Below are 15,912 nucleotides of genomic sequence, written 5' to 3' on the forward strand. Positions count from 1 at the left end.
GACGCGCTCTTCGCCGACCCGCATCTCGGCCGCGACGTGGTCTACACCGCCGAGGGCGGCGCGCCCGTGCTGGTGCGCGCCATCCTGCGCCGGCCCGACGACGTCACCGGCTTCGGCGATGCGCGCCTTTGGTCGGAAACGACGCGGGTGGATCTGCGTGTGGCCGAGGTCGCAAACCCGCGCCCCGGCGACCGCATCGAGATCGACGGCGCGGCCTTCCTTATCCAGGGCGAACCCGTCCGCGACCGCGAGCGGCTGGTCTGGACCGTGGACCTGCGCCCTGCGTGACCTGCGATGAAACTGAAGCTCGACGTCACGTCGGATCTCGTCGCCGCCATGGCCGCCGAGGTGAAGGCGGGCGAGAAGGCCGTCACCGCCGCCATGCGCGAGGCCGGGACCGGGCTGAAGACGGCCTGGCGTGGGCAGATCACCGGCGCGGGGCTCGGGCGGCGGCTCGCCAACTCGATCCGGAGCCAGACCTACCCGAAGGTCGGCGAAAGCCTGAACGCCGCCGCGCTGGTCTGGTCGAAGGCGCCCGTCATCGTCGGCGCCCATGACACCGGCCCGCTCATCCGCTCTCGCGACGGCTTCTGGCTGGCGATCCCGCTGCCCGCCGCCGGCAAGGGGCGGCGCGGGGCGAAGCTGACCCCCGGCGAATGGGAGCGGCGGCGCGGCCTGCGCCTGCGTTTCGTCTATCGCCGGCGCGGGCCGAGCCTGCTGGTGGCCGATGGGCGGCTCAACACGCGCGGACTTGGTGTCGCCTCCCGCTCGAAGACCGGACGCGGCCGCGCCACCGTGCCGATCTTCCTGCTGGTCCCGCAGGTCAGGCTGCCGAAGCGGCTGAACCTTGATCGCGACGCCGAGCGGGCGCTCGACAGCGTGCCGGGGTTGATCGTGGCGAATTGGGTGGAAACCCGCCTCTGACGCCCATGGTCGACAGCTTCCCCTTATTGGCATATATTGCCAATGAAGGAGAAAAAACCATGGCCACGAGAAACGTCGTCCTCACCGAAAGCCAGTCCGCGCTGGTCGATCGCCTGGTCGCCTCGGGGCGCTATCAGAATGCCAGCGAGGCCCTGCGCGCGGGGCTGCGGCTTCTGGAACGCGAGGAAGCACAACTCAATGCTCTGCGCGCGCGGCTCGAGGCCAGCCTGGACCAGGCCCGGCGCGGCGATCTTGCCGAAGGTTCGGGTGAAGACGCCATCCGGCGGGCCTTCCGCGCGGCTCGGACCGCGCGGTGAGCGGCAAGCCATGGCGCCTGACACGGGCAGCCGAAGCATCGCTCGTCGACATCGCGCTCTGGACCTACCAGACATTCGGCCCGCGACAGGCCGAGGCCTACGAAGCCGACCTGATCGACCGCTGCGCGGCAATCGCGCGGGACGAGGCCCCGTGGCAGAGCTGCGCCAAGGTGATTGATCCGCGCCTGCCCGAGGATCTGCGCTTCACCCGCTGTGGCGAGCACCTGATCGTGTTCGTGGATGAGCCCGACCGGGTGATCATCGTCGATTTCCTGCACGGGCGGCGCGATCTTCCCGCGCGGCTGACGGAGTTGCCGCGCCGGGACGACTGACCGGACCCATCGCATAGCTTTGAGGCTTCGATGCCCACCCCACGCGAAACCATCCTCGCCGCGCTGCATGCGCGGCTCTCGGCGTTGCCGGCCACCGTCCTGCGGGGCGAGGTGCTGCCCGAGCGCGTGCCGGCCGGGGGGCTCGTCATACTGCGCGACGGCGAGCCGGGCGGGCCTGAGGTGACGTTGTCGCCGCTCGCCTACCACTACCAGCACCGCGCCGAGATCGAGGCGGTCGTGCAGGGCGCTGACCGTGACGGGGCCTTCGACACGCTGATCGCCAGCATCGGCGCGGCGCTCGCCGCTGACCGGACATTGGGCGGCCTGTGCGACTGGGTCGAAGCGGAAGCGCCGCGGCCGGTCGATCTGCCCATCGAGGGCGCGGCGAGCCTCAAGGCCGCCGTCATCCCGGTGGTGCTGCACTATTCCACGGCCGATCCCTTGGCCTGATCCCAAACACAGGAGAACACCATGGCACGCGCCCAGGGGGCGCGGTCGCAGCTCGCGGCCGCGTTCGAGACGACCTATGGCACCGCGCCGGCCTCGGGCTTCATGCAGATGCCCTTCGCCAGCGCCTCGCTCGGGGCCGAGCAGCCGCTGCTGGCCTCGGAACTGCTCGGCTATGGCCGCGACCCGCTGGCGCCGATCAAGGACGCGGTGACGGCCGATGGCGACATCACCGTGCCGCTCGACGCCGAGGCCTTCGGCTTCTGGCTGAAAGCAGCGTTTGGGGCGCCCACCACCACCGGCACTACCAACAAGACCCACACCTTCAAGTCGGGCTCGTGGTCGCTGCCCAGCGTGGCGATCGAGGTGGCGATGCCGGAGATCCCGCGCTTTGCCATGTACACCGGCTGCGTGCTCGATCAGCTCAGCATCGCCATGCAGCGATCCGGCCTACTGACAGCGGATGTGAAGCTGGTGGCGCAGGGGGAGAGCGTCGCCACATCAACAGCGGCCGGAACGCCCACGGCCTACGCCCTGCAACGGTTCGGGCATTTCAACGGGGCGATCAAACGCAACGGCACGGCGCTTGGTAACATCGTCTCGGCCGATCTCATCTATGCCAACAATGTCGAACGCATCGAGACCATCCGCAACGACGGGCGCATAGACGGGGCCGATCCCTCGATTGCCGCGCTGACCGGCAAGATCGACGTGCGCTTTGCCGACACGACGCTGATGGACCAGGCGCTGAACGGGACGGCGGCGAGCCTCGAGTTCTCCTGGGTGATCTCGGCCAATGTCAGCCTGACGATCACCACCCATGCCGTCTACCTCCCGCGACCCCGGGTCGAGATCCAGGGGCCGCAGGGCATCCAGGCCAGTTTCGACTGGCAGGCGGCCTACGATTCCGTGGCCGGGCAGATGTGCACAATCGTCCTCAAGAACGCAGTTGCGAGTTATTGACCATGTTGACGCTCGACCTCTCCAATGAACCGCGCTGGCACGAACTTGCGCCCGGCGTGCGGGTGCAACTGCGTCCGCTGACCACGGCCCTGATGGTGGCGACGCGCAGCGACCCGGCCGTGGAGGCCGTCCCCGAAGAGGCCTCCAACGAGGAACGCGCACTGGCCTTCGCCAAGGCGCTGGCGCGGCGGGCAGTGCTTGCCTGGGAGGGTATCGGCGATTCCGACGGTAACTCGATTGAGCCAAGCCCCGACGCCATCGACGCGCTCCTGGACATCTGGCTGATCTTCGAGGCCTTCCAGCTCGCATACGTCTCGAAGGGCCTGCTTCTGGAACAGGAAAAAAACGCCTCCGCGCCCTTGCCGAATGGTCCTTCGGCGGGGGCGAGCGATACTGCGAAGCCTGCAAGCAAGCCTGCCCGGACTGCCCGGCGCGGCTGAACCGGCCGCTCACGCTTGAGGGCTGGCAGGTCTGGGACCTTGTCGGCCGTCTCGGCGGGCAGTTGCGGGTGCTGCCCGGCGCGGTGATCGGTTGGGATATGTCGGCCGCGCTCGCGCTTGGGCATGCACTGGGCGTGTCGCCCACCGCAATGGCCGAACTCTTGCCGGTCATCGAAGCGGTGATGGTCGCCAAGCTCAACGAACAGATGGCCGCCTCGGAAGGCGGGGGCTTCAGTCCGACGCTTTCGGGATCAGGGTGACGTCGGGCAGACCCTCGAAATGCCCGTCGCAGGTCACCAACCTGGCGCCGTGGACGCGCGCCGTCGCGAAGATGATCGCGTCCGCCGTTGCGAGCCGGTGCTCGCGGCAGGCCTCGGCGGCGGCCAGCGCGGTTTCGGTGTCGAGCGACACGACACGGCAGACCTGCGTGAAGGCGATGACCTGATCGGCCCGGTCCTCGCCGACCTCGCGGGTGAGCCACTTGGCCAGTTCGAGCTGAACCATGGTCGGCACCAGCCAGTCGGCCGGTTCGGGCAGATGCGCCTCGAGCCTGTCGCCCGTGGGGGAGCCGATCAGCCACTCGATCCAGGCCGAGGTATCGACGAGAACCATCAGAACCGGTCCGCGTGATCGCGATGATCGGCCGGGTTGGCGCCCTTCGCCAGTCCCTTGAGATCGTCCCGCCTCGGCACCGGCACGACGAGCACCCCGGTCCCCTTGGGGATGAAGGCGAAGGTCTGGCCGGCCTTCCACCCATGGGCCTCGCGCACCGCCTTGGGGATCGAGATCTGGAACTTCGAGGACAGCTTCGCGGTCTCGGTCATGTTTCTTACTCTGGGCTGATCGACACACGGAACGTAAGGCGATCCGTCCTGCGCTTCAAGGGAGTACGCAATGGCCGAGAAGAGGGTCAGCGTCCGCCTCGCTGCGGTCGGCGGCAGGCAGGTGCGCGCCGAACTGGAAGGTGTCGGCGAAGCCGGGGCCCGTGGCTTCGGGCGCCTCAGCCGCGAGATGGAGGCGGCCAACGCGCGCCTCGCGGGGTTCGCACGGCGCGTGCGCGTGGCCGCTGCCGCCGCCGTCGCGGCTGCCACGACGGCAGGCGTCGCCATGGTGCGGTCCGGCCTGCAAACCGTCGATGCGCAGGCCAAGCTGGCCCAGTCTCTGGGCACCACCGTCGCCTCGATCCAGACGCTGGAACGGGCGGGCGAACTCGCCGGCGTCACCATGTCCGGGATCGAGCAGGCGACGAAGGATCTGACGCGCCGTCTCAGCCAGGCTGCCGCAGGAACCGGCCCCGCCGCGCAGGCGCTGGACCGGCTGGGGCTCTCGGCCTCCGATCTGCTGACCCTGCCGCTCGACGAACGCGTCGGCGCAATCAACGCCGCCATCGAGGACTTCGTGCCCGCCGCCGAGCGTGCCGCCGTCGCGGGGCAGCTCTTCGGCGAGGAAGGTTCCATCGCCATGAGCCGGATCGACACCGCGACCTTGCGCCAGGCGACCGAGGACGTGCGCGCTTTTGGCGTCGTGGTCTCGGAAGCCGACGCCGACCAGATCGAACTCACCAACGATGCGATTTCACGGCTCGGGCTGATCTGGCGCGGACTGTCGAATCAGCTCGCCGTTGCCGCCGCACCGGCTCTGGAAGCGGTCGCGGATGCCATGGCCACGCTCGCGAGCCGCACCGGCCCGCTCGGCCAGGCCATCGCCGGGCTCTTCGAGAACATCGGTCGCCTGACCACTTATACCGCCACGTTCGCTGCCTTCCTCGTCAGCCGCTGGGTTGCCGGACTGGCTGCTGCCGCTCTGTCCGTGCGTGGTCTCGCCACCGCACTGGTCGTCCTGCGCGGGGCACTGATCCGCACTGGCATCGGCGCCCTGATCGTCGGTGCGGGGGAGTTGATCTACCAGTTCACCCGGCTGGTGCGCGGCGCCGGCGGCTTTGGCGAGGCGCTGGAACTCATGGGCAATGTTGCCAAGGCCGTCTGGGACGGGATCAAGGTCACCGTCACCTCCTTCGTCGACGATTTCCGCGCCATGCGTGCGGACATCGAGGCGATCTGGCTGCGGCTCATGGCCTTCCTGTCCTCGAAGTGGGCCGACTTCCTCGCCCAGATTGGGCCGACCTTCAACGCGGTTTCCGAGCGCATCGGGGCGGATGCGCGGATCGACGTTTTCGGCGCGCAGAGCTACGCGTCGTATCTGGACCATGCAGCCAGCAATGCCGGCCACCAGGCCGATGCGCTGCGTTCCCGCGCCGCCGACACCCGCGCCCATGCCTTCGATGGCGTGCGCGAGGCGGTGGACGCACTCCGCGCCGCGATGCAGGCAAGCAGCGAGGACGGTGCGGATGCGCTCGACCAGGCGAGGGCGGCGGCTGATCGGGTGACGGAGGCGCTGGATACCGCCGGTCAGGCCGGCCGCACGGCCGGGGCGGCTAATGCGGATGGCGCTGACCAGGCGGCGACCGGCTGGGCGGCGGTGACCGCGACGCTGGCAGACTACGCCGCCAAGGCCCGCGATATCGGCGCCGATATCGGCCAGAGCCTCGTGGGCGCCTTCCGCAGCGCCGAGGACGCGGTGGCGGAGTTCGTGAAGTCCGGCAAGCTGGATTTCCGCGATCTCGTCACTTCGCTGATCGCCGATCTGGCGCGGCTCGCGGCAAGGCGGTTCATCCTTGGCCCACTCGCCAGCGCCCTCGGTGGCATCCTCGGCGGCGCGGGCGGGCTGTTTGCGAACGTCCTGCATGCGGGTGGCATTGTTGGCGGGCCGGCACCGTCGCGCATGGCCCCCGTCATGGCCTTTGCCGGCGCGCCTCGAATGCACGGTGGAGGCTGGGCCGGCCTCAGGCCCGACGAGGTGCCTGCGATCCTGCAGCGCGGCGAGCGCGTGCTCTCGCGCCGCGAGGCGCAGAGCTACGGCGCCGGTGGCGGCGTCACCATCAACATCAATACCCGCGACGCCGAGAGCTTCCGGCAATCGCGCACGCAAGTTGCGGCCGACATTGCCCGGGCGGTGTCGCTGGGCAGACGGGGGCTCTGATGGCGTTTCACCAGGTTCGGTTCCCCGACGATATCAGCCGGGGTGCACGAGGCGGGCCGGAGCGCCGCACGCAGATCGTCGAACTTGCCTCCGGCGACGAGGAGCGAAACGCCAGCTGGGCCAATTCGCGCCGCCGCTACGACGTGGCCTATGGCATCCGCCGCGCGGACGATCTGGCGGCGGCGGTGGCGTTCTTCGAGGCCCGTAATGGCAGGCTTTACGGGTTCCGCTTCAAGGACTGGGCCGATTACAAGTCGAGCGCGCCATCCCAGACGCCCGCGGCGACCGACCAGGTCATCGGCACCGGGGACGGCACCACCACCGACTTCCAGCTGGTGAAGGCCTACGCGTCTGGCGCGCAAAGCTGGAACCGGGCCATCACCAAGCCCGTCGCCGGAACGGTGCGCGTCGCCATTGATGGCACCGAGCAGGCGACCGGCTGGTCCATCGACACCACCACCGGCCTCGTCACCTTCGCCACCGCCCCGGCCAATGGTGCCGCAATCACCGCCGGCTTCGAATTCGACGTCCCCGTCCGCTTCGACACCGACACGCTCGACGTAACGCTCGATATCGAACGCCTCGGCTCCATCACCTCCATCCCGCTCCTGGAGATCCGGCGATGAACGACAATTCCGGCTTCGTGGCGACGGTGCTGCGCGATCTCGCGGCCTCGACGGCCGTGATCCTCGCCGCCTGGGGCGCGCTCGGCGGGGCCACCAACGCGCTGACCACGAAGATGCGCCTGCGCGACGCCCTGCGCCACATCCTGCTCGGCGGGCTGATCGCGACCGGCATGGGGAGCCTGTCGATGGCCGTCATCACCAGCTGGCTCGGCCTGCCGCCACAGGCGATCCCGGCCGGCGGGGCCGCCGGTTCCGCCGCCTATCTCGTCGGCGTCTTCGGCCCGGCGGTGATCGAACTGGTGCTTGCCCGCCTTCGCCAGGCGCGGGAGGGCCGCGATGACTGAACTCGTCCGTGTCCTGCGCGGGCTGCGGCTCGTCGCCGGCAGCCCGCGCGAGCGCTTCGTCCATCGGCTGGCGGTCGGCTTCGCGGTGGCCGCGCTGATCCTGTTCCTCTCGCTTCTCGGATAGTTCCATGCACATGACAGACCGGGGCCTTTTGGCCCTTGCCCGGCACGAAGGCGTCGTGCCCGGGCCTTACCTCGATTCCACCGGCACCTGGACCTTCGGCATCGGCCACACGGCCGCCGCCGGGCCACCCGATCCCGCCACCATGCCGCGTGGGATGCCCGCCGATATCGACTTGGCAATCCGCGAGGCGTTCCGGCTGTTTCGCGCCGATCTGGCCCGCTTCGAAGCCGACGTCCTGCGCGCCGTGACCGTGCCGCTTGCGCCGCATGAGTTCGATGCGCTGGTCTCGTTCCACTACAACACCGGCGGCATCGCCCGCGCGGCGCTCACCCGGAATCTCAACGCCGGCAATCGCGTAGCCGCCGCCGACGCGTTCCTGAACTGGCGCAAGCCCGCTTCGATCATCCCCCGACGCGAGGCTGAACGCGACCTGTTTCGTCATGGCCGCTATCCCACCGGAACGATCCCGGTATGGGGTGTGGACGCGCAGGGACGCGTGGACTTCTCGCGGCCGATCCGCCGCCTGACCGGGGATGAGGCGCTGGAACTGTTGCGTCCCGCCAAGCCCGCCATTCCCGCCACACCCGATCCGCCGACCAGTTGGCACGCTCGCTTGGTCGATTTCCTTTCCACCCTGATCCGGAGGACCTGATCCCCATGCGCTACATCCGACCGACTTCGCTCACATGGTGGGCGGGACTGCTCGCCATGCTCACGGGCATTGCATCTGTCGCGCTTCCCGCCACCGGCCCGCTCGCCGAACTGTCCCGCCTCGTCGCGCTCCTCGCCGGCTCAGGTGATGCCTCGCCCGCCGGCCTCATGTTTCTCGGTCTCGGCCTGATCGGCCTGCGAGACCGGATCGAGCGCGGGTTCCGCGGCGATGACTGAGTTCCTGATCTGGCTGGTCGCCGCTCTGGGCGCGGTCGGGGGCGTTGTCCTCGGCCGGGCCTGGGGGCGGGTGGAAGGAAAGCGTCAGGGCAAACGGGAGGCCGAACGCGATGCATTGGAAGAGACAATCGGCAAGGTCGAACGCGGGCGCGACGCGGTTCGTGACGGCCGCGACGCTGGCGATCCTGCTCAGCGGCTGCGCAACAACGACGGTGCCTGGTGATGCCGGCTGCATCTCCTACGCAGAGGCGCGGCTGGCCCGGCCACCTGCGGAAACCGTGACGCAGGTGCCGCCGGCATGGGCGGACTGGATCGCCGATCTCGATGACCGCATGACGGGAACCTGCCGATGAAATCCCTCTCTCCCGCGCTGCAGGCACATCTCGACGAGGGCACCACGACGCTTGCCTGGTGCTGGCGCATCATCCGCGCCGACGGCCAGGTGTTCGGCTTCACCGACCACGACCTGCCTCTGACCTTCGATGGCACCAGCTTTGAGCCCGAAAGCGGCTTTGCGGCGTCCGAGCTGCGCGCTTCGGGCGATCTCGTGGTGGACGCGCAGGATGCAGAGGGCGTGCTGCGCTCGGGCGTCATCACCGAGGCCGACATTGCCGCGGGGCTCTGGGACGGGGCAGCGGTCGAGGTCTGGCGGGTGAACTGGGCCGACACGAGCCAGCGCGTGCTCATGCGCCGAGGTGCCATCGGCGAGATTCGGCGCGGGCGGGTGGCCTTCACCGCCGAGATGCGCTCGCTCGCCCATGTGCTCGACCAGCCGGTGGGGCGGAGTTTCCAGGCCGGGTGTGATGCTGTGCTGGGTGACGGGCGCTGCGGGATCGACCTCGAGAACCCGGCCTGGAAGGGCAGCGGTTCCGTGGCGGTGCTGCTGCGAGACCGGGCGTTTTCTGTGGCGGGGCTTTCTGGCTTTGGCACGGGGCTCTTCACCTTTGGAACGCTGACCTGGGATACGGGCACCAATACTGGCCGGACAGTGGAGGTGGAACGCCACGAGGTGGCGAGCACCGGCGAGGCGGTCATCACGCTGCTGGAACCGCCCGCGAGCCCCATTGCCGCGAACGACGCCTTCACCATCCGCGCCGGCTGCGACAAGGCCTTCGGCACCTGCCGCGATCGCTTCGGCAACACCGCCAACTTCCGGGGCTTTCCGCATATCCCGGGAAACGACACGGTGCTGCGCTACGCCTCCCAAGGGAAGGCGAATGACGGGAGCGTGCTGTGAGCGCGGGCTTCATCCGTCGCCCCGTTGCGCCGGCGAAGGTGATCGCGGCGGCGCGGTCCTGGCTCGGCACGCCCTATCACGACCAGCAGAGCGTGAAGGGCATCGGCTGCGACTGTCTCGGGCTCGCGCGCGGCATCTGGCGCGAAGTTTTGGGGCCTGAGCCGTTCCCGATCCCGCCCTACAGCCGCGACTGGGGCGAGACCGGGCCGGTCGAGGTGCTGGCCGAGGGCGCCCGCGGCTGCATGATCGAGGTGGGGAGGCATGATCCGCCACCCGGCGCGCTTCTGATGTTCCGCATGCGCGAGCGCGCCATCGCCAAGCATCTCGGTATCTTCACCGACTGCGACACCCTCATCCACGCCCGCGAACGGCTGGGCGTGATCGAGGAACCTTTCAACCGGTCCTGGCGGCGGTGCGTCGCCTTCGCCTTTCTCTACCCGCAACCCTGGAGGCGATAATGGCCACGCTCGTGCTCGGTCTGGCCGGTCAGGCCATCGGTGCCTCGATCGGTGGCGGTCTCCTCGGCATCTCGGCCGCCACCATCGGCGGCGCGATCGGCACCATGGCGGGGTCTGTCGTTGACAGCTGGATCGTCGGCTCGCTGCAGCCCGACCAGCGCTACGAGGGTGCAAGGCTCGACAGCCTGCGGGTCACCTCGGCCACCGAGGGCAGCACGATCCCGCGCGTCTTCGGCCGCATGCGTCTGGGCGGCAACATCATCTGGGCCACCGACTTCACCGAGCATGTCAGCACCAGCACCCAGGGCGGCGGCAAGGGCGGCGGGCCGACGGTCACCACGACCGAGTATTCCTATACGGCGTCCTTTGCGGTCGCCTTGTGTGAAGGCCCGATCACCGGCATCGGCCGCATCTGGGCCGATGGGGAGCTTCTCGATACTTCCACCGTCACTCGGCGCTGGTATCCGGGCGATGAGGCGCAAATGGCCGACCCGTTCATCGCCGGGAAGATGGGCGCCGAAGGCGCGCCGGCCTATCGCGGCACGGCCTATGTCGTCTTCGAGGAACTCGACCTCACCCCCTTTGGCAATCGCATCCCGCAGCTTTCCTTCGAGGTTTTCCGGCCGCTCGCCGACCCCGACACGGCCGAAGGCGCGATCCGGGCGGTGACCATGATCCCCGGCGCGGGCGAGTTCGTCTATGCCACCGATCCGGTGATGCGGAAGGAGGGCGCGAAGACGACGCCGGAGAATGTCCATGCCGAGACCGACAGGGCGGATTTCCTGGTTTCGCTCGACCGGCTCGAGGCGCTGGCGCCGGGGGTCGAAAGCGTGTCGCTGGTGGTCTCGTGGTTCGGCAACGACCTGCGCGCGGGCCATTGCACCATTCGTCCCGGCGTCGAGACAGCCACCAAGACCACCACACCGCAGGTCTGGCAGGTAAACGGGGTGAACCGGGCCGCGGCGCATCTCGTCTCGACCGATACCGAGGGCCGGCCGGTCTATGGCGGCACGCCGAGCGACGCGGCCGTGGTCCAGGCAATCAAGGAGATGAAGGCGCGGGGCTACCGCGTCACCTACTATCCCTTCATCCTCATGGATGTCCCCGAGGGCAACACGTTGCCGAACCCCTACAGCGACAACGTCGCCACAATCGGCCAGCCCGCGCTGCCATGGCGTGGGCGGATCACCTGTTCGCCGGCGCCCGGTTACGCGGGCACGGTGGACAAGTCGGCCACGGCGGCCAGCCAGGTCGCTGCCTACTTCGGCAATGCGCAGGTCTCCGACTTCGCGGTCTCGGGCGAGACGGTCTCCTGGACCGGCAGCGCCGACTGGGGCTGGCGGCGGATGATCCTGCATTATGCCCATCTCTGCGCGGCGGCCGGCGGAGTCGATGCCTTCCTGATCGGCTCCGAACTGCGCGGGCTGACCACCATCCGCGACAGCGCGAAGAGCTATCCGGCGGTGGCGGAGCTCCGGAGCCTCGCGGCTGATGTGCGCGCGATCCTCGGGCCCACCACCAAGGTCAGCTACGCCGCCGACTGGTCGGAATACTTCGGCCACCAGCCTGCCGATGGCTCGGGCGACGTGTTCTTCCATCTCGATCCCTTGTGGGCCGATGCCAACATCGATTTCGTCGGGATCGACAACTACATGCCGCTCTCCGACTGGCGGGACGGCTTCGAGCACGCGGATGCGGTTGCGGGCGCGCCGGCGGTGTATGACCGCGCCTACCTGCAATCGAACATCGCCGGCGGTGAGGGCTTCGACTGGTTCTACGTGAACGCGGCGGACCGCGAGGCGCAGATCCGCACGCCGATCTCGGATGGGGCCTATGGCAAGGACTGGGTCTTCCGCTACAAGGACCTGGTGAGCTGGTGGTCGAACCCGCATTACGACCGCCCCGGTGGCGTTGAAAGCGCGACGCCGACGGCATGGACGCCACAGTCCAAGCCCATCCGCTTTACCGAGTTCGGCTGCCCCTCCATTGACCGGGGCACGAACCAGCCGAACGTCTTTTTCGACCCGAAGTCGTCGGAAAGCACGGCGCCATTCTTCTCCCGCGGCTGGCGCGACGATGCCATCCAGAGGGCCTATCTCGAGGCGACAGCGCTCTACTGGGCCGATCCGGCGAACAACCCGGTCTCCACGGTCACCGGCAAGACCATGGTAGAGCTCAAGGATAGCGCCGCGTGGACCTGGGATGCCCGCCCGCATCCGTTCTTCCCGGCGCTCACCGACGTCTGGTCGGATGGCGCGAACTGGCAGCTCGGCCACTGGTTGACTGGTCGCCTCGGTGCGGTCTCGCTTGCCGCGCTGGTGCGGCGCCTGTGCCTCGCCGCCGGCATGGACGCCGCTCACATCGACGTCTCCGGCCTCTGGGGTGCCGTCGAGGGGCTCGTGATCCCGGCCATCGAAAGCCCGCGCACCACCGTCTCCATGCTGGCCCGCCACTTCGGTTTCGATGCGGTCGAGAGCGAGGGCGTGATCCGCTTCAGGTTGCGCGGCGCCGCGCCGGTGGCCACGCTGACCCCGGACGATCTCGTGGCCGGGAACGGCGAAGGCATTGAGCGAACCCGAGGCCAGGAAACCGAGCTTCCGCAGGTCCTGCGCTGGAGCGTGGCGCGCGCCGACGAGGACTATGACAGCGCCCTCGTCGAGGCGCGCCGCATCACCACCGGCGCGGTGCGCGTGACCGCCGAGAGTTTCCCCGTCGCCGTCGCCCCCGAGGAGGCCGAACGCCGCTGCCGCCGCGCCCTGATGGAGACCTGGATCGGGCGCGAACGGGCGAGCTTTTCCCTACCGCCGTCGCGCCTCGCGCTCGATCCGGGCGATGCGGTAATCTTTACCGACGACACCGCCACCGAGTTCCGCCTCACCCGCATTGCCGACGGGCTCTCCCGGCGCATAGAGGCCACCCGCCAGGACCGCGAGGTCTACGACCTGCCGCCGGGAGCCCAACGCACAGCCGCCGTGGCCCGCTCCGTGCCCCTCGGCGCGCCGCAGGTGGCGATCCTCGATCTGCCGCAGCTGACCGGCGCCCACACGCCACCCCGACCGCTCATTGCCGTCGATGCCGATCCCTGGCCGGGCACCGTTGCCGTTCTGCGCTCCCCCGAGACATCGGCCTGGGCGAGCTTCGCCACGATCACCCGCCGGGCGCGGATCGGAACGCTGGTCAGCGATTTGCCATCCGGACCGCCTTGGCGGTGGGATCGGGGATCGGTTCTCGAGATCGATCTCCCCTGGGGCCAGCTTGAAAGCGTCACCGAGCTGCAGCTCTTCGCAGGCGCCAACGCCTTCGCCGTGGAGCGCGCGCCCGGAACCTGGGAAGTCCTGCAGGCCCGAGACGTCACGCTCATCGCCCCCAGCCGCTATCGCCTGACCACGCTCCTGCGCGGCCAGCGGGGGACGGAGCACGCAATCGGCAATCCGGCGCCCACCGGGGCGCGGGTGGTGGTGCTGGACACGGCCGTCACTGAGTTGCCATTCACGGCTGGCGAGATCGGGCTGCCATGGAACCTCGCCGTGGGGCCGGCCTCGCGGCCGGTGTCGGATGCGAGCTATAGCCACCTGTCCCTGACGCCATCGGGCGCCTCGCTCCGGCCCTTCGCGCCGGTGCATCTCGCGGCAAAGGCCGAGCCGTCGGGCGACATTACCCTCTCTTGGACGCGCCGCTCCCGCGACCCGGCGGCCGACAGCTGGGAGGCGACCGAGGTGCCGCTCCTCGACCAGCCGGAATCTTGGGAGATCGACATTCTTGACGGTGCGACAGTCAAGCGCACGCTGGCGGCGGGGACGGCCAGCGTCACCTACAGCACCGCCGACCAGGTGGCCGACTGGGGCGCGGCGCTGGCGCCGGGCGCCACGCTGACCATTCGCGTGGCCCAGATCTCGCCCTTGCTCGGCCGGGGCATACCCGCCGAGGCTACCATCACCATCACCATCACTTGAGGCCCTCATGACCACCCCCAACCTTGCGCTTCCCTACATCGCTGCCGCGCAGGCGCAGAAGCACGTCACCCACAACGAAGCCCTCGACCGGCTTGACGGGCTGGTGCAGCTTTCGGTGAAGGACCGGGATCTGACAACGCCACCGCCGAGCCCGACGGAAGGTGATCGCTACATCGTGGCCACCGGTGCCACCGGCGCATGGGCCGGCTGGGACGGTGACGTGGCGCTGTTTTCCGGCGGGGTGTGGGTCCGGCTCGCGCCGCAAGCTGGCTGGCGGGTCTGGGTCGAGGACGAGGCGGTGCTGCTGGTTTTCGATGGCGCAGGGTGGGTCGGCGTCACGCCGGACGCGCTGCAAGGCCTCACCCGGCTGGGCATTGGCACCACAGCGGATGCGTCGAACCCGTTTTCTGCCAAGCTGAACGGGGCACTCTGGACCGCGCTCACCGCGGCCGAAGGCGGCACCGGTGATCTGCACCTAACCCTCAACAAGGAAACTGCCGCCGGGGTTCTGTCCTTCCTGCTGCAGACGGGGTTTTCCGGGCGGGCGGAATTCGGGCTCCTCGGCTCCGACGACCTGACCCTGAAGGTGAGCCCCGACGGCGCGGCCTGGCGCGACGCGCTGACCGTCGACCGTGCGACCGGCATCGTCGAGCAGCCGCAACTGCCACGCTTCAAGGCTTACACCAACTACGACAATTACGTCGCGCTCGCCACCTGGACGAAAATCGGCATCAACGCGGTCGAGGCCAATGATCAAGGCGCGTTCGACCCGGCGACCAACCTTTTCACCGCGCCGGTTGCAGGCACCTACCTCTTCGGCGCGAGCCTGCTCTACAAGGTCAATGCCAGCACCTCGGCACGGATGCGCGGGCGGCTGGTCCTGAACGGCACGACCGAAATCCGCGGCTCCTTCGGTGAAGTCTCCAGCTCCCACAAGTCGCTCGCCACCGCGCTCTGGCTGCAGACCATGGTGCCACTGGCGGCTGGCGATACCGTGGAACTGCAGGGGTATTTCCGGGCGGCGGACGGGTATTTCGCGGCGGATCATACGTCGTTCTGGGGCGCGAAGATCGGCTGAAGCCATGTCACTGGGCGTCGCATCCCTATCGCTGTCCAAGAAGCGTATCGCTCCGCAGGTGAGCCATCAGCAAGCCGGAGTGGCTGCCCCGCTCCAGCGCAAGCAGGCCGGGCTTCTCCGAGCGGCCGAAGGCGCAAAGATCTGGTTTCCACTTCCGTTCGGCCTCGATCATGCCCGACAGGATGTCTTCTCCCGCAACGTGCAGATCCGCCTTGGGCCGCGGCGCGCTGGCAGCGGCGGCATGTGCGTCGAGCACGCGGTCGAACGCCGCTTGAACGGTTTTCGCGTCCGCCCTGGCCGGATCCACATCGCCCGCCGCGAACAGGCCCAGAACCTGCGCACCAGGTGCGAATTGAAGGGCGGTCGCGAGGGCCGCGCCGGCCCGCGCCGAGCCGTCGAAGGCCACGAGCACATGCCGGTAGGGCCCGACCGGCCGCCGCTTCACGACCAGTAGCGGAACGCGCGACGCGGCCGCGATACGGTCTGCAAGGCTTCCCAGAATGATCTTGCCCAGGGTGTAGTCCCGGCCCGTTCCGGTCACGACCAGGTCGGGTTTCTCGTGGTCGAGGTGCTCGGGCAGGACGTCTCCGGCATCACCTTCAAGCGTCGTCCACCGCGCCGGCAACGGTCGCGCCAGGGCCAGTGCGGTTCGCAGATGCCCTTGCGCATCGACAAACAGCGCGCCTTCTTCCCGCGTGCGCGCGCGGTCGGCGGGCGAGGCCGGATCCACCGCGTGGGTGAT

The 15,912-nt window shown here is 69.0% G+C and carries 22 protein-coding genes; 19 read left to right on the forward strand and 3 right to left on the reverse strand.

What is annotated here, in order from left to right:
* The 8 genes from F3H26_RS18180 to F3H26_RS18215 form a co-directional block, all read left to right on the forward strand.
* The coding region (locus F3H26_RS18180) for a head-tail joining protein (RefSeq protein WP_149777393.1) at window positions 1–288 on the forward strand (288 nt) is incomplete at its 5' end.
* 6 nt (window positions 289–294) lie between these two features.
* A complete protein-coding gene (locus F3H26_RS18185) occupies window positions 295–924 on the forward strand; it encodes a DUF6441 family protein (RefSeq protein WP_149777394.1) in 630 nt (209 codons plus the stop codon).
* A 59-nt stretch (window positions 925–983) separates the two neighbouring features.
* Complete coding sequence (locus F3H26_RS18190) at window positions 984–1,241, forward strand: type II toxin-antitoxin system ParD family antitoxin (protein WP_149777395.1); 258 nt, start codon at window positions 984–986, stop codon at window positions 1,239–1,241.
* The gene (locus F3H26_RS18195) at window positions 1,238–1,573 is read left to right on the forward strand and encodes a type II toxin-antitoxin system RelE/ParE family toxin (protein WP_149777396.1); all 336 of its coding nucleotides are present in this window, start codon (window positions 1,238–1,240) and stop codon (window positions 1,571–1,573) included. The genes F3H26_RS18190 and F3H26_RS18195 overlap by 4 nt, the downstream gene beginning before the upstream one ends.
* Window positions 1,574–1,603: 30 nt before the next feature.
* On the forward strand, window positions 1,604–2,023 hold the full coding sequence (locus F3H26_RS18200) for an acyl-CoA transferase (RefSeq protein WP_149777397.1): 420 nt from the start codon (window positions 1,604–1,606) through the stop codon (window positions 2,021–2,023).
* A gap of 21 nt (window positions 2,024–2,044) precedes the next feature.
* Window positions 2,045–2,983 (forward strand): phage tail tube protein, encoded by a 939-nt coding sequence (locus tag F3H26_RS18205; protein ID WP_149777398.1) that lies wholly within the window; start codon window positions 2,045–2,047, stop codon window positions 2,981–2,983.
* 2 nt (window positions 2,984–2,985) lie between these two features.
* The gene (locus tag F3H26_RS18210) at window positions 2,986–3,423 is read left to right on the forward strand and encodes a hypothetical protein (RefSeq protein ID WP_149777399.1); all 438 of its coding nucleotides are present in this window, start codon (window positions 2,986–2,988) and stop codon (window positions 3,421–3,423) included.
* 68 nt (window positions 3,424–3,491) lie between these two features.
* Complete coding sequence (locus tag F3H26_RS18215) at window positions 3,492–3,683, forward strand: DUF7697 family protein (RefSeq protein WP_223162573.1); 192 nt, start codon at window positions 3,492–3,494, stop codon at window positions 3,681–3,683.
* On the opposite strand, the gene F3H26_RS18220 is transcribed toward F3H26_RS18215, so the two are convergent.
* Window positions 3,655–4,035, reverse strand: coding sequence for a type II toxin-antitoxin system VapC family toxin (locus F3H26_RS18220; RefSeq protein ID WP_149777401.1), 381 nt, complete (start codon window positions 4,033–4,035; stop codon window positions 3,655–3,657). The genes F3H26_RS18215 and F3H26_RS18220 overlap by 29 nt on opposite strands.
* On the reverse strand, window positions 4,035–4,247 hold the full coding sequence (locus F3H26_RS18225; protein WP_149777402.1) for an AbrB/MazE/SpoVT family DNA-binding domain-containing protein: 213 nt from the start codon (window positions 4,245–4,247) through the stop codon (window positions 4,035–4,037). Before F3H26_RS18225 ends, F3H26_RS18220 begins: the two co-directional genes overlap by 1 nt.
* Before the next feature lie 70 nt (window positions 4,248–4,317).
* Here F3H26_RS18225 and F3H26_RS18230 point away from each other — a divergent pair, with 70 nt between their 5' ends.
* From F3H26_RS18230 to F3H26_RS18275, 11 genes are all read left to right on the forward strand, one after another.
* Window positions 4,318–6,462: a phage tail tape measure C-terminal domain-containing protein gene (locus F3H26_RS18230; protein ID WP_149777403.1), complete on the forward strand. Its 2,145-nt coding sequence runs from the start codon at window positions 4,318–4,320 to the stop codon at window positions 6,460–6,462.
* Complete coding sequence (locus tag F3H26_RS18235) at window positions 6,462–7,088, forward strand: DUF2460 domain-containing protein (RefSeq protein ID WP_149777404.1); 627 nt, start codon at window positions 6,462–6,464, stop codon at window positions 7,086–7,088. Before F3H26_RS18230 ends, F3H26_RS18235 begins: the two co-directional genes overlap by 1 nt.
* Window positions 7,085–7,432 carry a Clp protease/crotonase-like domain-containing protein gene (locus F3H26_RS18240; protein WP_149777405.1) on the forward strand — a complete coding sequence of 116 codons (348 nt, stop codon included), beginning with the start codon at window positions 7,085–7,087 and terminating at the stop codon, window positions 7,430–7,432. Before F3H26_RS18235 ends, F3H26_RS18240 begins: the two co-directional genes overlap by 4 nt.
* A complete protein-coding gene (locus tag F3H26_RS19880) occupies window positions 7,425–7,556 on the forward strand; it encodes a hypothetical protein (protein ID WP_262504565.1) in 132 nt (43 codons plus the stop codon). Before F3H26_RS18240 ends, F3H26_RS19880 begins: the two co-directional genes overlap by 8 nt.
* 4 nt (window positions 7,557–7,560) lie before the next feature.
* Window positions 7,561–8,208 (forward strand): lysozyme, encoded by a 648-nt coding sequence (locus F3H26_RS18245; protein WP_149777406.1) that lies wholly within the window; start codon window positions 7,561–7,563, stop codon window positions 8,206–8,208.
* Between the two features lie 5 nt (window positions 8,209–8,213).
* Entirely contained in the window at window positions 8,214–8,444 is a 231-nt protein-coding gene (locus F3H26_RS18250; RefSeq protein WP_149777407.1) for a hypothetical protein, read from the forward strand.
* A complete protein-coding gene (locus tag F3H26_RS19525; RefSeq protein ID WP_188127814.1) occupies window positions 8,437–8,667 on the forward strand; it encodes a hypothetical protein in 231 nt (76 codons plus the stop codon). The genes F3H26_RS18250 and F3H26_RS19525 overlap by 8 nt, the downstream gene beginning before the upstream one ends.
* Before the next feature lie 126 nt (window positions 8,668–8,793).
* Entirely contained in the window at window positions 8,794–9,681 is an 888-nt protein-coding gene (locus F3H26_RS18260; RefSeq protein WP_149777408.1) for a DUF2163 domain-containing protein, read from the forward strand.
* Window positions 9,678–10,139 carry a C40 family peptidase gene (locus F3H26_RS18265; RefSeq protein WP_223162572.1) on the forward strand — a complete coding sequence of 154 codons (462 nt, stop codon included), beginning with the start codon at window positions 9,678–9,680 and terminating at the stop codon, window positions 10,137–10,139. Before F3H26_RS18260 ends, F3H26_RS18265 begins: the two co-directional genes overlap by 4 nt.
* The gene (locus F3H26_RS18270) at window positions 10,139–14,092 is read left to right on the forward strand and encodes a baseplate multidomain protein megatron (RefSeq protein ID WP_149777409.1); all 3,954 of its coding nucleotides are present in this window, start codon (window positions 10,139–10,141) and stop codon (window positions 14,090–14,092) included. Before F3H26_RS18265 ends, F3H26_RS18270 begins: the two co-directional genes overlap by 1 nt.
* Window positions 14,093–14,099: 7 nt before the next feature.
* Window positions 14,100–15,170 (forward strand): DUF2793 domain-containing protein, encoded by a 1,071-nt coding sequence (locus tag F3H26_RS18275; protein WP_149777410.1) that lies wholly within the window; start codon window positions 14,100–14,102, stop codon window positions 15,168–15,170.
* 25 nt (window positions 15,171–15,195) lie between these two features.
* Here the strand turns inward: F3H26_RS18275 and F3H26_RS18280 are convergent.
* Window positions 15,196–15,912, reverse strand: a 717-nt coding sequence (locus F3H26_RS18280; RefSeq protein ID WP_149777412.1) for a universal stress protein, incomplete at its 5' end; no start/stop codon positions are given.

This window comes from Ruegeria intermedia, assembly GCF_900129345.1.
Taxonomy (GTDB): domain Bacteria; phylum Pseudomonadota; class Alphaproteobacteria; order Rhodobacterales; family Rhodobacteraceae; genus Ruegeria; species Ruegeria intermedia.

What these genes read in the sequence shown, in the direction of transcription:
- F3H26_RS18250 (WP_149777407.1), top strand. Translation starts at nt 8,214, where the DNA reads ATGCGCTACATCCGACCGACTTCGCTCACATGGTGGGCGGGACTGCTC.
- F3H26_RS19525 (WP_188127814.1), top strand. Translation starts at nt 8,437, where the DNA reads ATGACTGAGTTCCTGATCTGGCTGGTCGCCGCTCTGGGCGCGGTCGGG.
- F3H26_RS18185 (WP_149777394.1), top strand. Translation starts at nt 295, where the DNA reads ATGAAACTGAAGCTCGACGTCACGTCGGATCTCGTCGCCGCCATGGCC.
- F3H26_RS18245 (WP_149777406.1), top strand. Translation starts at nt 7,561, where the DNA reads ATGCACATGACAGACCGGGGCCTTTTGGCCCTTGCCCGGCACGAAGGC.
- F3H26_RS18270 (WP_149777409.1), top strand. Translation starts at nt 10,139, where the DNA reads ATGGCCACGCTCGTGCTCGGTCTGGCCGGTCAGGCCATCGGTGCCTCG.
- F3H26_RS18200 (WP_149777397.1), top strand. Translation starts at nt 1,604, where the DNA reads ATGCCCACCCCACGCGAAACCATCCTCGCCGCGCTGCATGCGCGGCTC.
- F3H26_RS18210 (WP_149777399.1), top strand. Translation starts at nt 2,986, where the DNA reads ATGTTGACGCTCGACCTCTCCAATGAACCGCGCTGGCACGAACTTGCG.
- F3H26_RS18260 (WP_149777408.1), top strand. Translation starts at nt 8,794, where the DNA reads ATGAAATCCCTCTCTCCCGCGCTGCAGGCACATCTCGACGAGGGCACC.
- F3H26_RS18235 (WP_149777404.1), top strand. Translation starts at nt 6,462, where the DNA reads ATGGCGTTTCACCAGGTTCGGTTCCCCGACGATATCAGCCGGGGTGCA.
- F3H26_RS18205 (WP_149777398.1), top strand. Translation starts at nt 2,045, where the DNA reads ATGGCACGCGCCCAGGGGGCGCGGTCGCAGCTCGCGGCCGCGTTCGAG.
- F3H26_RS18190 (WP_149777395.1), top strand. Translation starts at nt 984, where the DNA reads ATGGCCACGAGAAACGTCGTCCTCACCGAAAGCCAGTCCGCGCTGGTC.
- F3H26_RS18220 (WP_149777401.1), bottom strand. Translation starts at nt 4,035, where the DNA reads ATGGTTCTCGTCGATACCTCGGCCTGGATCGAGTGGCTGATCGGCTCC.
- F3H26_RS18230 (WP_149777403.1), top strand. Translation starts at nt 4,318, where the DNA reads ATGGCCGAGAAGAGGGTCAGCGTCCGCCTCGCTGCGGTCGGCGGCAGG.
- F3H26_RS18225 (WP_149777402.1), bottom strand. Translation starts at nt 4,247, where the DNA reads ATGACCGAGACCGCGAAGCTGTCCTCGAAGTTCCAGATCTCGATCCCC.
- F3H26_RS19880 (WP_262504565.1), top strand. Translation starts at nt 7,425, where the DNA reads ATGACTGAACTCGTCCGTGTCCTGCGCGGGCTGCGGCTCGTCGCCGGC.
- F3H26_RS18240 (WP_149777405.1), top strand. Translation starts at nt 7,085, where the DNA reads ATGAACGACAATTCCGGCTTCGTGGCGACGGTGCTGCGCGATCTCGCG.
- F3H26_RS18275 (WP_149777410.1), top strand. Translation starts at nt 14,100, where the DNA reads ATGACCACCCCCAACCTTGCGCTTCCCTACATCGCTGCCGCGCAGGCG.